Source organism: Stenotrophomonas sp. Y-13, from assembly GCF_046267925.1.
Lineage (GTDB): Bacteria > Pseudomonadota > Gammaproteobacteria > Xanthomonadales > Xanthomonadaceae > Stenotrophomonas > Stenotrophomonas acidaminiphila_A.
Genome location: NZ_CP176501.1, coordinates 737,277 through 758,648 on the forward strand (window position 1 = coordinate 737,277; position 21,372 = coordinate 758,648).

General features: G+C 71.3%; 18 protein-coding genes. 9 read left to right on the forward strand and 9 right to left on the reverse strand.

What is annotated here, in order from left to right:
- Positions 1-8 precede the first annotated feature (8 nt).
- Positions 9-1,790 (reverse strand): gamma-glutamyltransferase family protein, encoded by a 1,782-nt coding sequence (locus tag ACJ7VY_RS03165; protein WP_409476354.1) that lies wholly within the window; start codon positions 1,788-1,790, stop codon positions 9-11.
- A gap of 296 nt (positions 1,791-2,086) precedes the next feature.
- On the opposite strand from ACJ7VY_RS03165, the gene ggt reads away from it, so the two are divergent.
- Complete coding sequence (gene ggt, locus ACJ7VY_RS03170; protein ID WP_409476355.1) at positions 2,087-3,823, forward strand: gamma-glutamyltransferase; 1,737 nt, start codon at positions 2,087-2,089, stop codon at positions 3,821-3,823.
- A gap of 160 nt (positions 3,824-3,983) precedes the next feature.
- Here ggt and gltS read toward each other — a convergent pair whose 3' ends face one another.
- From gltS to ACJ7VY_RS03200, 6 genes are all read right to left on the reverse strand, one after another.
- Positions 3,984-5,195: a sodium/glutamate symporter gene (gene gltS, locus ACJ7VY_RS03175; RefSeq protein WP_104938084.1), complete on the reverse strand. Its 1,212-nt coding sequence runs from the start codon at positions 5,193-5,195 to the stop codon at positions 3,984-3,986.
- Between the two features lie 454 nt (positions 5,196-5,649).
- On the reverse strand, positions 5,650-6,045 hold the full coding sequence (locus ACJ7VY_RS03180; RefSeq protein ID WP_104938085.1) for a RidA family protein: 396 nt from the start codon (positions 6,043-6,045) through the stop codon (positions 5,650-5,652).
- A gap of 132 nt (positions 6,046-6,177) precedes the next feature.
- Positions 6,178-7,599, reverse strand: coding sequence for an N-acyl-D-amino-acid deacylase family protein (locus ACJ7VY_RS03185; RefSeq protein ID WP_409476356.1), 1,422 nt, complete (start codon positions 7,597-7,599; stop codon positions 6,178-6,180).
- A 3-nt stretch (positions 7,600-7,602) separates the two neighbouring features.
- The gene (locus ACJ7VY_RS03190; RefSeq protein WP_104938087.1) at positions 7,603-8,466 is read right to left on the reverse strand and encodes a MurR/RpiR family transcriptional regulator; all 864 of its coding nucleotides are present in this window, start codon (positions 8,464-8,466) and stop codon (positions 7,603-7,605) included.
- Between the two features lie 15 nt (positions 8,467-8,481).
- A complete protein-coding gene (locus ACJ7VY_RS03195) occupies positions 8,482-9,837 on the reverse strand; it encodes a gluconate:H+ symporter (protein WP_104938088.1) in 1,356 nt (451 codons plus the stop codon).
- Positions 9,838-9,858: 21 nt separating this feature from the next.
- Positions 9,859-11,094, reverse strand: coding sequence for an amino acid deaminase (locus ACJ7VY_RS03200; RefSeq protein WP_409476357.1), 1,236 nt, complete (start codon positions 11,092-11,094; stop codon positions 9,859-9,861).
- Between the two features lie 241 nt (positions 11,095-11,335).
- Here ACJ7VY_RS03200 and ACJ7VY_RS03205 point away from each other — a divergent pair, with 241 nt between their 5' ends.
- The gene (locus ACJ7VY_RS03205; RefSeq protein ID WP_104938090.1) at positions 11,336-13,627 is read left to right on the forward strand and encodes an NADP-dependent malic enzyme; all 2,292 of its coding nucleotides are present in this window, start codon (positions 11,336-11,338) and stop codon (positions 13,625-13,627) included.
- Between the two features lie 95 nt (positions 13,628-13,722).
- Here the strand turns inward: ACJ7VY_RS03205 and ACJ7VY_RS03210 are convergent, their stop codons facing one another.
- Entirely contained in the window at positions 13,723-14,442 is a 720-nt protein-coding gene (locus ACJ7VY_RS03210; protein WP_293765371.1) for an autoinducer binding domain-containing protein, read from the reverse strand.
- 145 nt (positions 14,443-14,587) lie between these two features.
- Here ACJ7VY_RS03210 and ACJ7VY_RS03215 point away from each other — a divergent pair, with 145 nt between their 5' ends.
- The 6 genes from ACJ7VY_RS03215 (at position 14,588) to ACJ7VY_RS03240 (ending at position 19,007) form a co-directional block, all read left to right on the forward strand.
- Positions 14,588-14,959, forward strand: a complete 372-nt coding sequence (locus tag ACJ7VY_RS03215) for a DUF4902 domain-containing protein (RefSeq protein WP_313249227.1) — start codon at positions 14,588-14,590, stop codon at positions 14,957-14,959.
- A gap of 151 nt (positions 14,960-15,110) precedes the next feature.
- Positions 15,111-15,752, forward strand: a complete 642-nt coding sequence (locus ACJ7VY_RS03220) for an acyl-homoserine-lactone synthase (protein ID WP_313228917.1) — start codon at positions 15,111-15,113, stop codon at positions 15,750-15,752.
- A gap of 156 nt (positions 15,753-15,908) precedes the next feature.
- Positions 15,909-16,043 carry a hypothetical protein gene (locus ACJ7VY_RS03225; protein WP_312348319.1) on the forward strand — a complete coding sequence of 45 codons (135 nt, stop codon included), beginning with the start codon at positions 15,909-15,911 and terminating at the stop codon, positions 16,041-16,043.
- 318 nt (positions 16,044-16,361) lie between these two features.
- Positions 16,362-16,559: a zinc-finger domain-containing protein gene (locus ACJ7VY_RS03230; protein ID WP_054663138.1), complete on the forward strand. Its 198-nt coding sequence runs from the start codon at positions 16,362-16,364 to the stop codon at positions 16,557-16,559.
- Positions 16,560-16,567: 8 nt separating this feature from the next.
- Positions 16,568-17,680 (forward strand): glycosyltransferase, encoded by a 1,113-nt coding sequence (locus ACJ7VY_RS03235; RefSeq protein ID WP_409476358.1) that lies wholly within the window; start codon positions 16,568-16,570, stop codon positions 17,678-17,680.
- Entirely contained in the window at positions 17,661-19,007 is a 1,347-nt protein-coding gene (locus ACJ7VY_RS03240) for an O-antigen ligase family protein (RefSeq protein WP_409476359.1), read from the forward strand. The genes ACJ7VY_RS03235 and ACJ7VY_RS03240 overlap by 20 nt, the downstream gene beginning before the upstream one ends.
- Here ACJ7VY_RS03240 and ACJ7VY_RS03245 read toward each other — a convergent pair.
- The gene (locus tag ACJ7VY_RS03245; RefSeq protein WP_104938095.1) at positions 18,992-19,918 is read right to left on the reverse strand and encodes an LpxL/LpxP family Kdo(2)-lipid IV(A) lauroyl/palmitoleoyl acyltransferase; all 927 of its coding nucleotides are present in this window, start codon (positions 19,916-19,918) and stop codon (positions 18,992-18,994) included. The two genes, ACJ7VY_RS03240 and ACJ7VY_RS03245, sit on opposite strands and share 16 nt — an antisense overlap.
- Before the next feature lie 121 nt (positions 19,919-20,039).
- Here ACJ7VY_RS03245 and waaA point away from each other — a divergent pair, with 121 nt between their 5' ends.
- Positions 20,040-21,335 carry a lipid IV(A) 3-deoxy-D-manno-octulosonic acid transferase gene (gene waaA / locus ACJ7VY_RS03250; protein ID WP_409476360.1) on the forward strand — a complete coding sequence of 432 codons (1,296 nt, stop codon included), beginning with the start codon at positions 20,040-20,042 and terminating at the stop codon, positions 21,333-21,335.
- The last annotated feature ends 37 nt before the right edge of the window (positions 21,336-21,372 follow it).

Genomic DNA, 21,372 nt, shown 5'->3' on the forward strand with positions numbered 1-21,372 from the left:
CATGGGGTTCAACGGGATGCATCGGGGGTCCGGTGGGCAGGAAAGGCGGCGGTGCCGTCGCGGCGCGGATCGGCGGCCCATTGCCAGCGCCCGTCGCGCAGGAACACGCCATGCAGGCCGGAATCCTCGCCGGCACCGCCGCGGATGTCCACGCCGCGTTCGCGCAGCGCGGTACGCAGCGGCACCGGGAAGCGGTCGGCCTCGCCGTCGAAGCGCGCGCCGCGCGCGACCAGGTTGGGCAGCGCCACGGCCTGGTCCAGCGGCAGGCGCCAGTAGAGCAGCCCGACCAGGGTCTTGCCGATGTAGGCGGGAATGGCCGGGCCACCGGGCGAGCCGAGCGCGCCGGCCAGGCGGCCGTCGCCGTCGAGCATCAGCAGCGGTGCCATCGACGAGCGCGGGCGCTTGCCGGCGGCGATGGCATTGGCCATGCCGGGGCGTCCGTCGACGCGGTCCCAGGCGAAATCGGTGAGCTGGTTGTTGAGGAAGAAGCCGCCGACCATGCGCCCCGAGCCGAAGAACGATTCCACGGTGGTGGTCACCGAGACCGCGTTGCCGTCGTGATCCACGACCACGAAATGGCTGGTGCCGCCGGGCTCGTCGGTGGCGTCCCCGGCCATCGCCGGCGCGCCGGCCGGCACCCCCGGCCGCGGTGGCCGCGGCGCGGCCCGGGGGCCGATCAGCGCGCGGCGTGCGTTCACGTAGCCGGCCGCCAGCAGGCCGTCGACCGGCACGTCGACGAAGCGCGGATCGCCGACGTAATGGTCGCGGTCGGCGTACATCAGCCGGCTGGCCTCGGCGAACAGCAGCCACGCCTGCGGGTCGCCGGCATCGCGGCGGTCGATATCGGTGCCGTCCAGCAGCGCCATCAACTGCAGCAGGCCGACGCCACTGGCCGGCGGCGGCAACGAGCACAGCCGGTAGCCGCGCAGCGGCCGGCACAGCGGGGCCACTTTCTCGGCGCGGTAGCCGGCCAGGTCCTCCACGGTCATCGCCCCCGGGCGCGGCGCCGCGGCGGTGCGGTCGACGATCGCCCGCGCCAGCGCGCCCTGGTAGAACGCCTGCGCGCCGCCCGCGGCCAGCGTACGCAGCGTCGCCGCGTAGGCGGGGTTGCGCAGGGTGTCGCCGGCGCGCAGGCGTCCGCCGTGGCCGTCGTCGAACAGCCGCCGCACGTCCTCCTCCGCCGCCTGCGGGAAGCGGCCGTCGATGTGCCGTTGCAGGCGCGCGGTGATGGTGAAGCCCTGCTCGGCGGTGGCGATGGTGTCGTCGAACAGGCGCGCCCAGGGCAGCCGGCCGTGTTCGCGCAGCGCCAGCGCGAACACGGCCAGCGTGCCGGGCACGCCGGTGGCGCGGCCGGAGAGCATGGCGTCGCTGCGCGCCAGCGGTTGCCCGTCGGCGTCGTCGAACCAGCCGGCACCGGCCGCGGCCGGCGCCTGTTCGCGGCCGATGTAGCCGCTGACCTCGCCGCTGCCGGCGTCATAGGCCAGCAGCACCGTGCCGCCGCCGATGCCCGAACTCTGCGGTTCCACCAGCCCCAGCATCAGCTGCACGGCCAGGGCGGCGTCCATCGCGCTGCCGCCACGTTCGAGCACCGCGGCGCCGGCCCGCGCGGCCAGCGGGTGCGCGGCCACGACGATGGCGGGCGAGGGCGGTGCGCCAGGGGAAGGGGTTGCCGGCGCGCGTGGGTCCGGCGCGGTGCCGCACCCGACCACCGCCACGCACAGCAGCAGGAGCGCGCCGAGGCGACGCCGGCGCGCTGCGACGGCGGACGCACCGGCCGTGGGGGAGGGCATGTGGCGGGCGGGCGTCTGCATGGCCGGCAGATTACCGTCGGGCCCGGCGCGGCGGGGATCACAATCGCGGTGCAGGCGTTAACCGGCAGCTATGGCATGCCGCGGCCGGCGATCGGCCATGCGGTGGTTGCCGCGGGCTTCCATGCGCGCGGGCTATACCGTCGGCCATCAAAGGTGGGCGACAGCCGCGCCGCTGCCGGCCATGCTCAGGGATGGGCCAGTGCGACCGCCGCCCCCGGTACTGCCGCGGGCGGACGGCCGGCAATGCGCCCGCGAACCGCAAACCGGAGATAGGCATGACCCTGCGACCCCGCGTATCCCTCCCTGGCCGTGGCCTGGCGCTGCTGCTGGGCGCGTTGCTGGCGCTGGCGCCGCCGGCCGGCGCGCGCGAACTGCTCAACTACCAGGCGATCCAGAAGCCGGAGCACGGCGACCGCGGCATGGTGGTCAGCCAGAACCAGCGCGCCAGCGAGATCGGCGCGCAGGTGCTGCGCGACGGCGGCAACGCGGTGGACGCGGCGGTGGCCACCGCGTTCGCGCTGGCGGTGCTGTTGCCGCGTGCCGGCAACATCGGCGGCGACGGCTACATGCTGCTGCACCTGGCCGGCGAGAACCGCAGCGTCGCCATCGATTACCGCTCGATGGCCCCGGCGGCAGCGACGCTGGAGCGCTTCATCGGCGCCGACGGCGGGATCGAGGGCGAAACCGCCGGATGGAAGGCGGCCGGGGTGCCGGGCACCGTGGCCGGGCTGGCGCTGGCGCATCGCCGGCATGGGCGCCTGCCGTGGGCACGGCTGCTGCAGCCGGCGATCGAACTGGCCGACGACGGCGTGGTGCTCAGCCGCGACGAAGCGTTCGCGCTGGACTGGGGGCGCGAGCGGCTGGCGCGCAGCCCCGCCGGCGCCGGCGTGTTCCTGCACCCCGACGGCAGCGCGCTGCGCGCCGGCGAGCGCCTGTGCCAGGCCGACCTGGCGTGGTCGCTGCGACTGATCGCGCGCGACGGCGCCGATGCGTTCTACCGCGGGCCGATCGCGCAGCGGCTGGTGGCGGCTATGCAGCGCCATGGCGGGCTGATCGCGGCGGATGACCTGGCCCGCTACCGCGCGCTCGAACGCACGCCGCTGCGCACCACTTACCGCGGCCTCGAGGTCGTCAGCATGCCGCCTTCCAGCGGCGGCGGGGCCAGCGTGCTGGAGATGCTCAACCTGCTCGAACACGAGGACCTGGCCGCGCACGGCGCCGGCTCGGCCGCGGCGCTGCATGCCATGGCCGAGGCGATCAAGCTGGCCTGGGCCGACCGCGCGCGCCATGCCGGCGACCCGGCGTTCGTCAACGCGCCGGTAGCCGGGCTGGTGTCCAAGGCCTATGCCGACGCGCGCTGGACGCTGTTCTCGCCGGACCGCGCGCTTGACGCCACCACGCTGGCGGCGGGTGATCCGCTGCCCCATGAAAGCCCGCAGACCACGCATTTCTCGGTGGTCGACGCCGACGGCAACGCGGTCAGCAACACCTTCACCCTGGGCTCGGACTTCGGCGCCGGGGTGATGGCCGAAGGCACCGGCTTCCTGCTCGGCAACCTGATCGGCAACTTCTCGCTGCGCGCGCAGCTGGCCGCGCGCAAGGAGCCGGGGCGTGCGGTCGCCAACGCGCTGCAGCCCGGGCGCCGCCCGGTCTCGAGCATGTCGCCGACCCTGGTGCTGCGCGACGGAAAGGCGTGGCTGGTCACCGGCAGCCCGGGCGGCAACACCATCCCCGGCACGGTGATGCAGACGATCGTGGACGTGGTCGATTTCGGCATGAACATCGCCGAGGCCGCCCACCGCCCGCGCATCCACCAGGACATGGGCAGCGGCATGCTGCAGATCGAACCGGGTTTCAGTCCCGATACGCTGCGCCTGCTGCGCGGGCTGGGCCACCGCATCGAAAGCGACGAGACCATCGGCAGCACGCAGACCCTGCTGGTCGACGAGGACGGCGGCGTGCAGGGTGCCGCCGACCCGCGCCGGCCCGGCGCGGGTGCGGCGGCGCAATGACCGGCACCCGGTAGGTGCGGGGCTTGCCCCGCACGAGGCGCGCCAATGCCCATGCGGGTGTGCATGCGGGTGTGCATGCGGGGCAAGCCCCGCATCTACGGCATCCCCGCCCCTGACGGCGCGGGGCGGGGGCGCGGAACGCCGCGAACTCGGCGCCGGGCTAGTGCGGCCAGAAGTTGAGGAAGCCGGTGATGATCAGCGCGTTGACGAAGTCGATGAAGAACGCGCCCACCAGCGGCGCCACCAGGAACGCGCGCGGCGCCACCCCGTAGCGCTGCACCAGGCGGCGCATCACCGCCATGGCGTTGGCGGTGGTGCCGAGCATGAAGCCGATGAAGCCGCCGCCCATCACCGCCGCGTCGTAGTCGCGGCCCATCACGTAGAAGATCGGAATCGCGAACAGCGCCACCAGCGCCACCTGGATGGCCAGGTTGACCACCAGCGGCAGGCCCATGCCGGCCAGTTCCCACAGCTTCAGGTCCATCAGCGCCACCGCCAGGAACAGCGCCAGGCAGATGTTGCCGATCAGGTCGGTGGTCGGCACCGACAGCCGGATCAGCCCGGTGTAGTCGTCGATGTTGCGGATCACCGCACCCACCAGCATCGCGCCGATGTAGGAGGGCAGGGTCAGGCCCAGGCCGGCGAAGCCCTGGCTGACCCACGCCCCCAGCCACATCGCCATCAGCAGCACCACGATGCTCTTGAGCGCGTCGAACTCGCGCGCCGATTCGTTGGGGAAATGCACGTGCACGCTTTCATCGTCCACGGCGCCGCCATCGGCCCTGGCGCCGTTGCCGGCCGGGCCGCTGATGCCGAACCGGCGCATCAGCACGGTGATGGTCGGCCCACCGATCACGCCACCGCAGATGATGCCGGCCATCGCCGCGGTGATGGCCAGGGTCTCGGCGCCCTGCAGCCCGGCTTCCTCGAACAGCGGCGCGAACGCCATGCCGGTGGCCGGGCCGCCGGTGAGCGTGGCCGAGCCGGCGAGCACGCCGAACATCGGGTGCAGGTCGAACATCCACGCCACGCCGATGCCGACCAGGTTCTGCAGCACCGCGAACAGGCTGGCCAGCACCAGGAAGATCATCACCTGGCGCCCGCTGACCCGCAGCAGGCGCAGGCTGGCGTTGATGCCCAGGGTGGTGAAGAACGCCACCATCAGCGGCACCTTCAGGCTGGTGTCCAGCTCGAACAGGGTGGTGTCGCGCGCATGCGCGGCCCACACCAGCAACGCCACCAGCAGGCCGCCGACGACCGGTTCGGGCAGGTTGTAGCGGCGCAGCACCGGGATCGCGCGGCACAGCGCATAGCCGGCGAACAGGGTCAGGCCGCCGAAGGCGATCGTCTGTACGGCATCAAGTTGGATCATCGAATCAGTACCTCGTGCCCTGCCAGTGCAGGGAGCTGGGGCGGTGTCCGGCGCAGGGCCGGCGCCGCCGTGGAAGGACTGCCGCGTGGGGGCGGGCTCCGTGGCACGGGGGAGGGGACGGAGCCACGGGCAGTCCGGCGGTGCCGGCCCGTGCGCATGACGGGTGGCAGACGGTTCGATGCCCGGAGGCGGCTTTTCCGCCAGTCGCGGCGGATGGGAAGGGCTGCGGCCGGCAGGGACGCAAGCAGGCAGGCATGGGGATCTCCATGACGAGCGGGCCGGTCTGCTGCGCCGCAGCACAAAACGTGGCGCGGGGCGGCTGCCTGCACAATAGCCGCGGAGCCGCCCCCGGCGCCAGTCGCAAACGCGCGCGGCGGCATAGCCGCGCGTTATGCACGGCTGCCGCGGTGGCGATGTTCCGGCGCTGCAGCGGCCGCGCCGGGCGGGCCCGGGCTCAGCGCGGCGGGCGCTTCCAGGCGATGCAGTCCACTTCCACCTTGCAGTCCACGACCATGCGGTTCTCCACGCAGGCGCGCGCCGGCGGGTGCTCGCCGAAGTAGTGCTTGAACACGCTGTTGAAGGCGTAGAAATCGCGCGCGTCATCCAGCCAGACGCCACAGCGCACCACGTGCTCCGGCCCGTAACCGGCCTCGGCCAGGATCGCCATCACGTTGCCGATGGCCACATGCGCCTGCTCGGTCACGGTGCCGCCGACCAGTTCGCCATCGCGCATCGGCACCTGGCCGGAGACGTACAGCCAGCCGTCGGCCTCGACCGCGCGCGAAAACGGCATGTGCTGCCGGCCCTGGCCGACGCCGCCTTCGGCGCCGTAACGCTTGATGTCGCTCATGGGATTCCTTTGTGTTGAAGGGAAATGTTGTCCCCGTCCCGCCCTGGGAGACGGTGCCGCGCAGGCGCGGCCGCGGGTTCCGGCGCAGCCCGGCGCCGTCACCCCGACCCCGCTCCCATCGGGGGAGGGGCCTCAATTCGGCGCGATGAACTGGCCCGGACGCGCGATTACTTCGTTGCCGTCATAAGCGAGCTTGCCGTTGACCCATACCGCGTCGATGCCTTCGGCCGCGCGCACCGGATCGTGGAAGCTGGCGGTGTCGCGCACGCGCGCCGGGTCGAACAGCACCAGGTCGGCGCTGCCGCCGGCGTGGATGCGGCCACGCGCGCCCAGCGCGAAGCGCGCGGCGGGCAGGCCGGTCATCTTGTGCACGGCGGTATGCAGCGGGAACAGCGCCTGGTCGCGCGCGTAGTGGCCGAGCACGCGTGGAAAGGTGCCCCACAGGCGCGGATGCGGGCGTGGATCGCGCGGCAGGCCGTCCGAGCCGATCATGGTCAGCGGATGCGCCAGGATGCGGCGCACATCGGCCTCGTCCATGCAGTGGTAGACCGCGCCGGCCGGTTGCAGGCGCACCGCGGCCTCGGCCAGCGTCACCCCCCAGTCGGCGGCGATGGCGGCCAGCAGGCGCCCGCCCTGCGCCGGTTCCGGCGCGGACCAGGTGATCAGGATGTCGTAGGCGTCGGTGACCTGTTTCAGGTCCAGGGTGGATGCGCTGGCGGCGTACGGGTAGCAGTCGCAGGCCACGTCCTGGTCGGCGGACGCGGCGTCCAGGCGGTGCAGTACTTCGCGGCTGCGGCCCCAGTTGTCCACGCCGGCGCATTTCAGGTGCGACACGCGCACCGCCGCCCGTGGCGCACGCGCCGCATCGAACGCCTCGTCGAGCGCGCCGAGGATGCCGCCGAACTCGTCGCGCAGGTGGGTGGCGTACACCCCGCCGGACGGCAGTTCGCGCGCCAGTTCGGTCACCTCGCTGGACGGCGCGTGGAACGCCGAGCCATATGCCAGCCCGCTGCTCAGGCCCAGCGCGCCCTGTGCCAGGCTGGCGCGCAGCTGCGCGCGCATCGCCGCGATCTCCGCGGAGGTGGCGGCGCGGTCCAGCCGCTCCATGTGGTTCTGGCGCAACGCGGTATGGCCGACCAGCGCGGCCACGTTCACCGCCGGGCACGCCGCTTCCACCGCCTGGCGGTAGCTGGCGAAATCGGCGAAGCGGAAATCGGCGGCCTCGCCGAGCAGGTTCATCGGGTCCGGCACCTCGCCGCGGATGCGCACCGGGCTGGCGCTGATGCCGCAGTTGCCGACCACCACCGTGGTCACGCCCTGCGACAGCTTGCTGGCCATGCCCGGGTTGCGCAGCACTTCCAGGTCGTCGTGGGTGTGCACGTCGATGAAGCCCGGCGCCAGCGCGCGGCCGCCGGCGTCGATCACCTGGCGGGCACCGCCGTCCACGGCGCCGACCTCGACGATGCGGCCGTCGCGTACCGCGACGTCGGCATGGCGGCCGGGGCGGTCGCTGCCATCGAGCACCAGCGCGTTGCGGATCAGTACGTCGTGCATCGATCAGTCGCCCAGCGGCAGGCGCGAGTCGCCGCCCCGGTAGCGGTCCAGCGCCAGCTTGATGCGGCGCAGGTGCTCGTGGTTCTCGCTGGCGCCGTTGAGCGCGGTGGTGGTGGCGAGCACGTCGATGGCCAGCATCATCGCGTAGCGCGAGGCGGAGGGTTTGAACACGAAATCGGTTTCCTCGATGCTGATCGGCAGCAGCCAGTCGCTGCGTTCCGCCAACGCAGTGCCGGCGCGGGTAATGGCGCCGACCCGCGCGCCGTAGGTGCGGGCGATCTCCACCGCCGAGATCACTTCCGGGGTGATGCCGCTGACCGACAACGCCAGCACCAGGTCCTGCGGGCCGAGGATGGCGGCGGTCATCTTCATCACCACCGCGTCGCTGCAGGCGGTGATCGGCAGGCCGAAGCGCATCAGCCGGTTCTGCAGTTCCTGGGAGAACACGGTGGAACAGCCGCCGATGCCGAACACGTGGATGCGCCGTGCCTGGCAGATGGCATCGGCCAGTTGCTGCACCACCTCTTCCTGCAGGTTGGCCAGGTTGTGGCGCAGGCTGGCCTGGATGTCGTCGCAGATCTGCGCGAACAGCGCCGATACCGGCGGCGCGTTCTGCTGTTCGAGGAAGCGCTTGCCGACCGCGCTGGCCGACGCCAGCCGCGCGCGCAGCTCGCGCACGTGTTCGCAGCCCAGGGTCTTGGCGAAGCGCGAGATCGCCGCGGCGCTGACCTCGGCGCGCTCGGCCAGCTCGGTCACGCCGTACTGGGCGGCGGCATCGACGTCGGCGAGGATGGTGTTGGCGATGCGGACCTCGACCGGGCTGAATTCGTGCAGCCGTTGGCGCAGTTCGTAGACGATGTCGAACATGGTGGGTTCTTCGGTTCAGAGCACGGCGGCAAGGGCCGCCACCAGCGCCAGCGCGGTGACGGAGATGAGGGTTTCCAGCACGGTCCAGGTCTTGAAGGTCTGGGCCACGGACATGTTGAAGTATTCCTTGACCAGCCAGAAGCCGCCGTCGTTGACGTGCGACAGCACCACCGAGCCGGCGCCGGTGGCCAGCACCAGCAGTTCCGGGTGCGGGTAGCCCAGCGCGGCGGCGATCGGGGCGACGATGCCCGAGGCGGTGGTCATCGCCACCGTCGCCGAACCGGTGGCGATGCGCATCAGCGCGGCCATGGTCCAGCCCATCAGCAGCGGCGACAGCTGGAACTGGCGTGACAGGTCGATGATCTGGCTGGCCACGCCGGTATGCACCAGGATGCCGTTGAGGCCGCCGCCGGCGCCGACCAGCAGGGTGATGGCGGCGGTCGGCGCCAGGCACTCCTGCGAGAACCTGAGGATCTGCTCGCGGTTGAAGCCGCGCATCCGCCCCAGGGTGACGAAGCTCAGCAGCGTGGCCAGCAGCAGCGCCACCACCGAGTGGCCGATGAAGCGCAGGCCGTGGTTGAGCGCCGAGCCCGGCGTGGCGATCTGGTCGGCCCAGCCGCCCAGCAGCATCAGCACCACCGGCAGCAGCACGGTGGCGAGGGTGATGCCGAAGCCGGGCAGCTGGTCGTCGGGAATGCGGCCGTGGCCCTCGTCCAGCAGCGCGGCCTCCATCGGGTTGTGCGCCGGCAGCGCCACCCGCGGCGCCACCACCCTGGCGAACACCGGTCCGGCCAGCGCCGCGGTCGGCAGCCCGACCAGCAGCGCATAGAACACGGTGCGGCCCACGTCCGCGCCATAGGCGTGCACGGCCAGCATCGCCGCCGGATGCGGCGGCACCAGTCCATGCACCACCGACAGCCCGGCCACCATCGGCAGGCCGACCAGCAGCAGCGGCACGCCGGTGCGGCGGGCCACGTTGAGCGCGATCGGGATCAGCAGCACGAAGCCGACCTCGAAGAAGATCGGCAGGCCGATGCAGAAGGCGATCAGCATCATCGCCCAGTGCACGTTGCCGGGACCGAAGCGCGCGATCAGCGTGCGCGCGATGCGCTCGGCGCCGCCGGACTCGGCCATCATCTTGCCGAGCATGGTGCCCAGCGCCACGATCAGCGCGATGTGGCCCAGGGTCTTGCCAACGCCCTGTTCGTAGGCGGGCAGGATCTCCGGCGCCGGCATGCCGGCCAGCAGTGCCAGCCCGATCGAGACCAGGGTGACGCTGATGAAGGGATTGAGCCGGTAACGGGCGATCAGCACGATCAGCGCGACGATCGCCAGCACGGCGTAGATCAGCAGCAGGTGTCCATGGCTCATGCGTGTCGGTCCGGCGCCGGCTCAGAACTGCGTGGTGACCGCATCGACCACCACGTGGTCGTCGTCGACCACCAGCAGGTGGCGCCACTTGTCGAAGGTCAGGCAGGGGTGGGAGATGTCGAAGCACAGCATGTCGCCCACGCGCAGGTCGTCGTCGGGCCGTACCTGCAGGAACGCGTGCTGGTCCATCATCGCCGTCACCTGCCAGTGCGCGGCCGCGTCGCCGGGCATGGCATCGCCGGGGCGGTAATGCAGCGCCGGCACCGGGAAGCCTGCATCGAACGCGGCGTCGCGCTTGCCCAGCCCGACGATGGCCTTGTCCGGCTCCGGCCGCGACTGCACGTAGGCCCACAGCCGCAGCGCCGGGCGCAGGCTCGTGCCCATCTGCCGCGCGACCGGGTTGCTGGCCTGGATGCGGGCGGCGGCCTGGCGGTAGGCGCCGACGTCATGGGTGAGGTAACAGCCCGGGCGCAGCACGATCTCGGCCGCGGCGTCGGCGGACAGCGCGGCGAACTCCTCGGCGACCACGTCGAACCACGCCGAACCGGCGCCGGTCAGCAGCGCCGGCACGCGGCCGAAGGCATGGCCGTCGCGCAGGCGCTGGAAGGTCTCCACGCTGCGGCGCAGGACCGCGCGCACGCCGGCCTCGTCGCCGGCCACGCCTTCGTAGACCTCCACGCCGGCCAGCCGCAGCGCCCGCGGCCAGCGTGCGACGGCCGCGGCCACCGCCTGCGCCTGTACCTCGTCGCGCACACCGGTGCGGCCGCCGGCAATGCCGATTTCCAGCAGCACGTCCAGGCGCAGCCCGCGGGCGTCGAACCAGCGCCCCAATGCGTCGGCGTTGGCGGCCGAATCGACCAGGCAGAACACCTCGGTGTCGCCGGTTTCCAGCAGGCCGGCGATGAGCGCCATGTTGGCCGGGCCGACCAGCTGGTTGGCGATCAGGATGCGGCGTGCGCCGGCGTGCCAGGCCTCGCGTGCCTGCGGTGCGGTGGCCACGGTGATGCCCCAGGCGCCGGCGTCGAGCTGCAGCCGGAACAGTTCCGGGCTCATCGTGGTCTTGCCGTGCGGCGCCAGCTGCACGCCGTAAGCGGCGACGAAGCGACCCATCCATTCCAGGTTGTGCCGCAGCGCCGAACGCAGCAGGACCGCGGCGGGCAGGCTCACCTGCTCGTGCAGGATGGACCACCCCTGTTGCCCGGCCGTGGTGGCCGGCAGCATGCCTCCGTTGCCACCCAGGCCCTTGCCCCGGAGCATGGCCGGCATGTCCTGAAATTGTTTTTTATCCATTCCGGATCACTTTGATGATGTCCCCATGTTCCCCGCTGGAGAGCGTTCTATGTAGCAGATAACCGGCACAATGAAAAATATTTTCGTGAAATGTTGCGAAGCAGCATCCCAAATCGGGCGCCGGGTCCTGAATGCAGTCCCCGATGAAACGGTTCATGTCGTCGCCGAGTCGCTAGAATCGGGCATTCAGCCACAGCAAGTCCCGTCGATGTCCAAAGAAGATTTCAAGCAGGCCGCCCTCGACTACCACCGCATGTCGCCGCCGGGGAAGATCCGGGTCGCCGCCACCAAGCCGATGCTCACCCAGCGCGACCTGTCGCTGGCGTACTCGCCGGGCGTGGCCTATGCCTGCGAAGCGATCGTCGCCGACCCGGCCGCGGCCAGCGAGCTGACCGCGCGCGGCAACCTGGTCGCGGTGATCTCCAACGGCACCGCCGTGCTGGGCCTGGGCAACATCGGCCCGCTGGCCGGCAAGCCGGTGATGGAAGGCAAGGGCGTGCTGTTCCAGAAGTTCGCCGGCATCGACGTGTTCGACATCGAGGTCGACGAGAACGACCCGGACAAGCTGGTCGACATCATCGCCTCGCTGGAGCCGACCTTCGGTGGCATCAACCTGGAGGACATCAAGGCGCCGGAGTGCTTCGTGGTCGAGCGCAAGCTGCGCGAGCGCATGAACATCCCGGTGTTCCATGACGACCAGCACGGCACCGCGATCATCGTCGGCGCGGCCATCCTCAACGCGCTGGACATCACCGGCAAGAAGATCGGCGAGGTCAAGGTCGCCACCACCGGCATGGGCGCGGCCGGCATTTCCTGCGTGAACATGCTGGTGGAGCTGGGCGTCAAGCCGGAAAACGTGCTGGCCTTCGACCGCGACGGCGTGATCTACGCCGGGCGCGAAGGGCTGGACCCGGAGAAGGCGCGCTATGCGCGCGACACCGACAAGCGCACCCTGGCCGAGATCGTCGAGGGCGCGGACATCTTCCTGGGCCTGTCGGCCCCGGGCATCCTCACCGCCGAGATGGTCAAGACCATGGCGCCGGACCCGGTGATCTTCGCGCTGGCCAACCCGACCCCGGAAATCATGCCGGAGGTGGCGCGTGCGGCGCGCCCGGACGCCATCATCGGCACCGGCCGTTCGGACTACCCGAACCAGGTCAACAACGCGCTGTGCTTCCCGTACCTGTTCCGCGGCGCGCTCGACGTCGGCGCCACCGGCATCAACGAGGAAATGAAGGTCGCCTGCGTGCGTGCCATCGCCGCGCTGGCGCGCAAGGAGGCGTCCGACCTCGGCGCAGCCTACGGCGGCGACACCCCCAGCTTCGGCCGCGACTACCTGATCCCGCGCCCGTTCGACCGCCGCCTGCTGGTGGAACTGTCCTCGGCGGTGGCGCAGGCGGCGATGGATTCGGGCGTGGCCACGCGGCCGATCGCCGACATGGCCGCCTACCGGCAGAAGCTGGCGCAGTTCGTCTATCGCACCAGCCTGTTCATGAAGCCGGTCTACGACCAGGCGCGCGCCGACAAGCAGCGCGTGGTCTATGCCGAGGGCGAGGAGGAAGTGGTGCTGCGCGCGGTGCAGAACGTGATCGACGAGGGCGTGGCCTTCCCGATCCTGATCGGCCGCCCGGACGTGATCGAATCGCGGATCGAGCGGCTGGGCCTGCGCATGAAGCCGGGCGTGGATTTCGAGATCACCAACATCAACGATGATCCGCGCTTCAACGAGTACTGGCAGTACTACCACGGCCTCACCGGCCGCCGTGGCGTCACCGTGGCCGCGGCCAAGAACCTGCTGCGCTCGCGCCCGACCCTGATCGCCGCGGTGATGGTGGCGCGCGGCGAGGCCGACGCCATGCTCAGCGGCGTGGTCGGCCGCTTCCACAAGAAGCTCGGCTACGTGCGCAGCGTGATCCCGCTGGAGCCGCGGGTCAGCTCGACCTCGGCGATGACCGGGGTGATCAACTCGCAGGGCGTGTTCTTCTTCGTCGATACCCACGTGCAGGAAGACCCCAGCGTGGAGCAGATCGTCGAATCCACGCTGCAGGCGGCCTACCGCATGAAGCTGTTCGGCATCGAGCCGAAGGTGGCGCTGCTGTCGCACTCCAACTTCGGCAGCCATGATTCCAAGGACGCGCTGAAGATGCGCCAGGTGCGCGAGCAGCTGCTCAAGCGCAACCCGCGGTTGAACGTGGACGGCGAAATGCAGGGCGACACCGCGTGGGACGAGGCGCTGCGCGAGAAGCTGCTGCCCAACAGCACGCTCAAGGGGCGCGCCAATCTGTTCGTGCTGCCCAACCTGGAGGCGGCCAACATCGCCTACAACCTGGTGCGGGTGTTCACCGACGGCGTGGCGATCGGCCCGATCCTGATGGGCATCTCCAAGCCGGTCCACATCCTCACCAGCAGCGCCAGTTCGCGCCGCGTGCTGAACATGACCGCCATCGCCGCGGTCGATGCGCAGATCCGCAAGCAGATGGAAGCCGAACGCGGCACCTGAGCGGTGTCGCCCAGGTATCCACGACAAGGCCGGCGCATGCCGGCCTTGTCGCATCCGTGGCACCGGGTGCGGCTACCGGCAGCGCCGGCGCCGGGTCAGGCGATGATGCCCAGTACCACCGCGCGTACCGCCGCGGCGGTGCGGTTGCCGACGTCGAGCTTGGTCATGGCGTTGTTGAGATGGAAGTTGACCGTGCGCTCGGTGATGTTGAAGCGGGCGGCGATCTGGCGGTTGGTGTGACCCTCGGCGACCCAGCGCAGGATCTCGATCTCGCGCTCGCTCATCGCCTCGCGCGAGGTCGCGCGCCAGCGCGCCAGCATTTCCCGCGCCAGGCCGTGGTGGGCCACCTGGCCCAGCCACAGCAGCTGCGGCCACCGCGCCTGCAGTTCCTGCGCATCCAGGCCATCGCCGCCGCGGGTCACGGTCAACATGCCGCGCACGCTGTTGGCGGCCAGGGCCGGCAGCGACACCCCGCAGGTGATGTCGTGCAGGCGTGCGTCCTCCCAGAAGCCGGCGGCCGGATCGAACGGATCCTCGCCATTGGTCCAGGCGAACGGATCCAGCGAGGTGGCGCCCCGGTGGACCGTGGGGTCGACCGACAGGTAGTCGTTGTCCTGGTAGCGCTTCTGCCAGGCTTCCGGGTAATCGTTGAGCATCACGATTTCCGGCTGCGCCAGCGGCAGTGGCGCGCGCACCCCATAGGCACAGTGCTCGAAGCCCAGCGCGCGCACCATTCCGGCGATGGTGCCGAACAGGTCGTCCTGCCCCCCGGGGGCCAGCAGCGCATTGAGTTGGTCTTCCCGCCACGCCTCCATTTCCGCCCTCGATGAAATCGTGATCCCGGCCGGAGGCCACTGTCAGCACTGACAGTTTCCCGTGCCCGCGACCTGCCTCTAGATTGGCGGCTCCCACCGCCCGGCGCGGCGTACCGCCGCCTGCACTGCCATAGGCCGCATCATAATGACAGAGGACGACGGTTACATCCGCCTATCGCGGCGGGCCCTGGGCCAGATCCGGCTCGTGCACCTGGTATCGGGGCTGGACCCGGAAGCGGACAGTACCGGCGCGGGCGCGGTCCATACCGACATCAGCGGCTACACCGAATGGGCCACCACCTCGGTGCCGGCCGTCTCGATCGGCTGGGACTGGCACATCGACACACTGGCCCGGCCGCTGTCCGCCGCCTGCCGGGACGCGCCGCGCAGCAACGTGATGCTGGTCGATGAGCAGGGGCGGGACATCGGCCCGCAGCATACCGCGCGCTGCCTGAAGCAACTGGTCGATGCGCTGGAATGGAAGCCGGTGGTGCTCGACGCCATCGGATTCCGCTGACGCGCCGCGCGGCAGGCGCTCCCGATGCGCTGCATCGCACGCCCGCGCGGTCGCGCCGGGCCCCCTTCGCGACCTGTCAATCCTGACAGTTATCACGCCATTGCTGCATTGCAAGACTCGTCCCCGTCCTTCAGCAACCGGGGTGCGGGTCATGGAATTCATCCTCGCCAGCGCGGGCGATCTGTCGCCACTGCTCACGCAGGCACTGGGCCGCTACCGCCACCGGGTCTTCATTGAAACCCTGGGCTGGCAGCTGGATACGCCGCCGGGTATCGAGCGCGACCGCTTCGACCGGCCCGAGACCGTGCACGTGATCGTCCGCGACGACCAGCTCGACATCGTCGGTTACGCGCGCCTGCTGCCGACCACCGGTCCGTATCTGTTGGGAGAGATGTTCCCGCAGCTGATGAACGGCCAGCCGCCGCCCTGCTCGGACGACGTGTGGGAGCTGTCGCGCTTCGCGGTGATGGACCTGCGCGGCGCGCGCACCGGCGTCTGCCCACAGCGCCCGTCGGCATTGGCGGTGGACATCCTGCAGCTGGCGGCCGACTACGTGGAACGCCGCGGCGGCAAGCGGCTGATCACCGTTTCGCCGCTGGCGATGGAGCGGTTGCTGCGGCGCACCGGCTTTCATGTCCACCGTGCCGCGCCGCCGCAGATGATCGAAGGCCACCCGACCTTCGCCTGCTGGATCGAACTGGCGGGGCGGCCGCCGTGGATGCCGGGGGAACGCGCCGGACCTGTCAATTCTGACAGTTACGGGAAACGGACATCTCGGGTGAAATCGACGTGAGGCCGGAGTGCCTTCGGGAGCCGTGGCAATGGGCGCGTCCTCCCGGCCGGCGTGGAACGCCATGCGGAGGGAACAGGGAGGTTGCAGGCGGGCGCGGTCCCGCTTCGTGCGCGTTCGGCGCGCCCCTCCGCGTTCTTTCATATCGGGAGAAGGGGCATGTTCAAGAAGATTTCGGGGCACGATGCCAGGCGCGGCGTCTCCGATTCGTTGCGGATGCAGTTCCTGGCCGGTCTGTTCGTCGGTGCCGTCGTCGGTATCGGTGTCGGGGGATTGCTCGGCATCCTGGCCTGAGCCGGGCGTCCGCCGGCGGCACCAGGCGGACCACACCCGCACCGCGGTCAGGGTCCACTCCCGGGCGGTGGCCAATGCCGCGGCACGCGGCCGGGGCCCGTGCGCGGCGGCGCGGCGACAGCGCGGTGAGAGCGAAGGTGCGGGCCACGGCGACTCCCCGCCGTCGCGACGGCTGCCGGGCCACCCCGGACGGGTGCGCGGCGCCGGCAGTCGAAAACAGTGGCGCCGGGCAGGGCACGTGGTCATATCCGGCGAGGTCCATGCCCTGCCTGCGCTGCTAGAATTGGCCGGTCCCGGTTTTCCTGTGTGAATGACGCCATGAGCCATACCGCCGCCGCGCCCGCCAACGCCGAGAAGCGCTACAACGTGCACCGTGCCGACCTGCCGTTGAGCTGCCCGACGCCGGAAATGGCGCTGTGGAACTCGCATCCGCGGGTTTACCTGCCGATCGAGAACGAACCCAACGGCGAAGCCGCCTGCCCGTATTGCGGCGCGGTATTCGTGCTGGTCGACTGAACGCCCGCATGCGCCGCCTGACCGTGGTGCAGCTGCTGCCGGCGCTGCACTCCGGCGGCGTCGAGCGCTCGACCCTGGAGGTCGCCCAGGCGCTGGTGGCGGCAGGGCACCGCGCCATCGTGGTCTCGGCCGGTGGCCGCCTGGTACCGCCGCTGCTGGACAGCGGCGCCGAACACCTGGCGCTGGACATCGGCCGCAAGTCGCTGCTGACCCTGCGCCACGTGGTGGCGCTGCGGCGGCTGTTCGCCGAAACCGGTGCCGACATCGTGCACGCGCGCTCGCGGCTGCCGGCATGGCTGGGCTGGCATGCGCTGCGCGGTCTGCCGCGGGAACGGCGCCCGCACTGGGTCACGACCATGCACGGGCTCAACTCGCCGGGCCGCTATAGCGCCATCATGGCCAGTGGCGAGCGGGTGATCTGCGTGTCCAACACCGTGCGCGACTACCTGCTGGCGCATTACCCGGCGACCGACCCGCAGCGCCTGCGGGTGATCCCGCGCGGCGTGGACCCGGCGCAGTTCCCGCAGGTGGCGGCGTCCGACCGGCGCCCGCGGCAGGCGGTGGATGCGCTGCACCCGTCGCTGGCCGGTGACGGGCCGCTGTTGCTGTTGCCGGGCCGTGGCACCCGCCTCAAGGGGCATGCGCACGCGCTGCACCTGCTGGCCGCACTGCGGCGGCAGGGGCTGGCGGCACGGTTGTGGATGCCCGGCGCGCGTGAGCCGGGACGCGAGGCGTACGTGCGCGAACTCGAGCAGCAGGCCGCGGCGCTGGGCATCGCCGACGCGGTCGCCATCACCGAGCCGACCCCCCGGATCGCGCAGGCCTATGCGGCCACCGACCTGGTGTTGCAGCTGTCGGACAAACCCGAGGCATTCGGCCGCACCGTGCTCGAAGCGCTGGCGGTAGGCCGCCCGGTGCTGGGCTGGGACCACGGCGGGGTCGGCGAACTGCTCGCCGAACTACAGCCCAGCGGGGCGGTGCCGCCGGGTGACGCCACGGCCCTGGCGGCGCGCGCGCTGGAGCTGCTGCGGCATCCGCCGTCGCTGCCGCGGCGCCTCCCCTACACCCTGCGGGCCATGCAGCGCGCGACGCTGGACGTCTATGGCGAACTCATCGGCTGAATCCTCCCTGCTGCCCGCGACATTGCCGATGCGGTGGGCCCCGGCCTGGGTGATCGCCTGCGTTGCGGCGTGGCCGGCGCCGGGCATCGCCGAAGCGCTGCTGTCGCTGGGCGCGCTGGTCACCGTGGGAACCCTGCTGTGGCGCCGCTTCACCGGTGACGGCCGCACCCTGCTCAGCGTTCCGGCCTGGGCGCTGACATGCACGCTGTTCCTGGCCTACTGGCTGCCGCAGCTGGTCTCGGCGGTGGATGCCGACGATCCCGGCCGTGCCTGGGGCCGGGTAGCGGCCGGGCTGCGGTACCTGCCTTTCATGTGGCTGGTGGCCACCGCCGTGGCGACCGACGCCCGGCGCCGGGTCACGTTCACCGGATTGGGCGTGGTCGTCGCGCTGTGGGTGGGCGACGCGCTGGTGCAGGCGCTGGCCGGCAGCAGTCCGCTGTTCTGGTCGATGGACCAGGTGAAATGGCTGGCCAGCGGGCATGGCCTGTGCAGCGCGGCGGAAGCGGCGCAGGCGGACCGGCTCAGCGGCGTGTTCGGGCCGTGCAACCTCAAGTTCGGGCAGGTGCTCGCCAGCCTGACGCCGTTCGCGCTGTTCGCCGCGGCCGCGCGCTGGGGACGCTGGGGCTGGCTGCTGGTGGCGGTGCCGACCGGGGTGGTGATCGTGCTCGCCGGTTCGCGCGCGTCCTGGATCACCTATGCGCTGGTGCTGCTGTTCTCCGGCTGGCGGCTGCTGGGCAGGAAGGGCATGGCCCTGGTGCTGCTGTCCGGGGTGCTTGGCGCGGCACTGCTGGCGGGGCTGTCCACCCAGGTGCGCGAGCGCGTGGCCCGCACCACCCTGGCCTTGACCGGCGATGCCGCCGGAATGGATGCGGCGCTGTCCGGGCGCGGCCAGATCTGGTCCGCGGCGCTGTGCATGGTGCGCGCCCATCCACTCAACGGGGTGGGCGCGCGCGAGTTCCGCAACGCGTTCCCACAGTGCGATCCGGCGCACGGGCAATACGCTGCCTGGGGTGCGGGGCCGGCGCTGCATGCGCACCAGCTGGTGCTCGAGATACTGGCCGAAACCGGCGTGCTGGGCCTGTTGCTGTGGCTGGCCGGTGCGGCAATGGCGTGGCGCGCGTGGCGCTACGCCGGCGAGGAGGCGCGGACCCGTGCGCGTCCGGCGACGCTGGCGCTGGCGGTGACGGTGTTCCCGTTCAACACCCACCTGGCGTTCTACTCGGCGTTCTGGGGGGGCGCGACCCTGCTGCTGGCCGCGTTGTTCGTGGGCGCGCTGCTCGCGTACCCGCCGCCGTCGGCCGGCGGCGGCGATCAGTCGCGCTGGTAGAAGCGGCTGCGTCCTTCCGGCTGGCGCTTGAAGCGGCGGTGGATCCACAGGTACTGGGCCGGCGCTTCGCGCACCATCTGCTCGATGGCGGCGTTGACGCGCGCCGTGTCGGCGACCGCGTCGCCGGTCGGGAAGTCCGCCAGTGGCGGCGCGATCTTCAGCACGTAGCGCCCGCCTTCGCGGCGGTGGAAGAAGGGCACCACGGCACAGCCGGTCATGCGCGCGAACTGGTGGGTCGCGGTGATGGTGGAGGCCGGCACCCCGAAGAACGGCACGAACACCGACTCCTTGCCGCGCATGTCCTGGTCGGGCGCGTACCACAGCAGGCCGCCTTTCTTGAGGTGGCGCACGGTGGCGCGGATGTCCTCGTTGGCGAACATCGCGCTGGCGTAGCGCAGGCGCCCGTGCTTGACCGCCCATTCCATCACCGGGTCGCGGTAGCGCCGGTACATGCCGGCCAGCGGCACGTGGTCGCACAGCAGGCGCCCGCACATTTCCAGGGTCATGAAATGCCCCGACACCAGCAACACGCCGCGGCCCTGCGCCCGCAGCGCCTGCAGGTGCTCCAGGCCCTCGATCCGCACCCGCGGGCGGATCGCGTCGATGCTGCCCCACCAGGCGCGGGCGAATTCGAAGATGCCCACGCCCAGCGCGTCGAAGCTGTCGCGCAGCAGTTGCCGGCGCCAGGCGTCGTCCTGCTCGGGAAAGCACAGGCGGATGTTCACTTCGGCGGCATGCCGGCGGGTACCGGCCAGGTGCAGCGCCAGCCAGCCGATGCCGCGGCCGATCGCCCGCTGCAGCAGCCAGGGCAGGCGTGCGCCCAGCATGGCCAGCGCCAGCCAGGCGAACGTCGGCCAATGGCGCGGCTGCCACAGTGACGGGCGGGTGGCGGAGGTGGGGGTGTCGGACATGGGGGGATTCTAATGAGGAACCCGTGGATGGGAACCCGGAACCGGTGAAAGCCACAGCGGCGCAGGCTGGCTTCCACGCGTTTCCATCCACTAATTCCCCGCTCCTAGGTATCCTCGCCGCATGCGCAAGGATCCCGTCGAACTGTTGCTGCGGGGCCTGTACTCGGCCTTGCTGTACCTGCTGCTGCCCATCACCGTCTACCACCTGGTATGGCGTGGCTTCCGCGTGCGCGAATATTTCAAGCGCTGGGACGAACGCTATGCGTCGTATCCGCAGAGCGGCCGCCGGCCCTGTGTCTGGCTGCACGCGGTGTCGGTGGGCGAGGTCAACGCCGCCGCGCCGGTGGTGGACGCGCTGCGCCGGCAGCGCCCGGACATCCGCTGGGTCATCACCACCATCACTCCTACCGGCTCGCAGCGGGTACGCGCGTTGTGGGGCGACGCGGTGGACCACGTCTACCTGCCCTATGACGTGCCCGGCAGCGCCGGCCGGTTCCTCGATCATTTCCGCCCGAGCCTGGCGTTGATCCTGGAAACCGAGCTGTGGCCGAACCTGCTGTTCGGCTGCCGCGATCGCCGGATCCCGGTCTACATCCTCAACGCACGGCTGTCGGCACGCTCGTTGAAGGGCTACCGGCTGCTGCGGCCGCTGGTCGGGCGCGCGCTGCGCACGGTGACCTGCGTGGCCGCGCAGTCGCGCGAGGACGCGCGCCGTTTCGTCGTGCTCGGTGCGCGCCAGGAGCAGGTCTGCGCGCTGGGCAACCTGAAGTTCGACATCCATCCGCCGGATCCGGCGCCGCTGCTGGCCGCGTTCCACGCGCATGTGCCGGCAGGACGCGTGACCTGGATCGCCGCCAGTACCCACGAGGGCGAGGAACAGCCGGTCATGGACCTGCACGCGCGGGTGCTGGAGCGCTATCCCGATGCGCTGCTGTTGTGGGCGCCACGGCATCCGGAGCGGTTCGCCAGGGTCGAGGCGTTGGCGCGCGGCCAGGGCTGGCGCGTGGCCACGCGCAGCGTCGAGCAGTGGCCCGCGGCCGATACCCAGGTGTTCGTGCTCAACACGCTGGGCGAACTGATGCCGTTCTTCGCCTGCGCGCAGGTGGCTTTCGTCGGGGGCAGCCTGCAGGCGATCGGCGGGCACAACCTGCTGGAGCCGGCGGCGATGGGCACGGCGGTGATCACCGGCCCGCACCTGCACAACTTCGCGGAGATCTCGCGGCGCATGAGCGAAGCCGGGGCGCTGAGCATCCGCGACGATGTCGCCCAGCTCGGCGACGAACTGCTGCGCCTGCTGGGCGACGCGGCGGCGCGCCAGCAGATGGTGCAGGCCGGTGCGGCGCTGGTGGCCAATGGCCGCGGCGCGCTGGAGCGGACCCTGGAACTGATCGGGCCGCGGCTGCCGGCACCGGAGTAGGGCGCCGGCAGAACCCCGGGCACCGCTACGGGCGGTG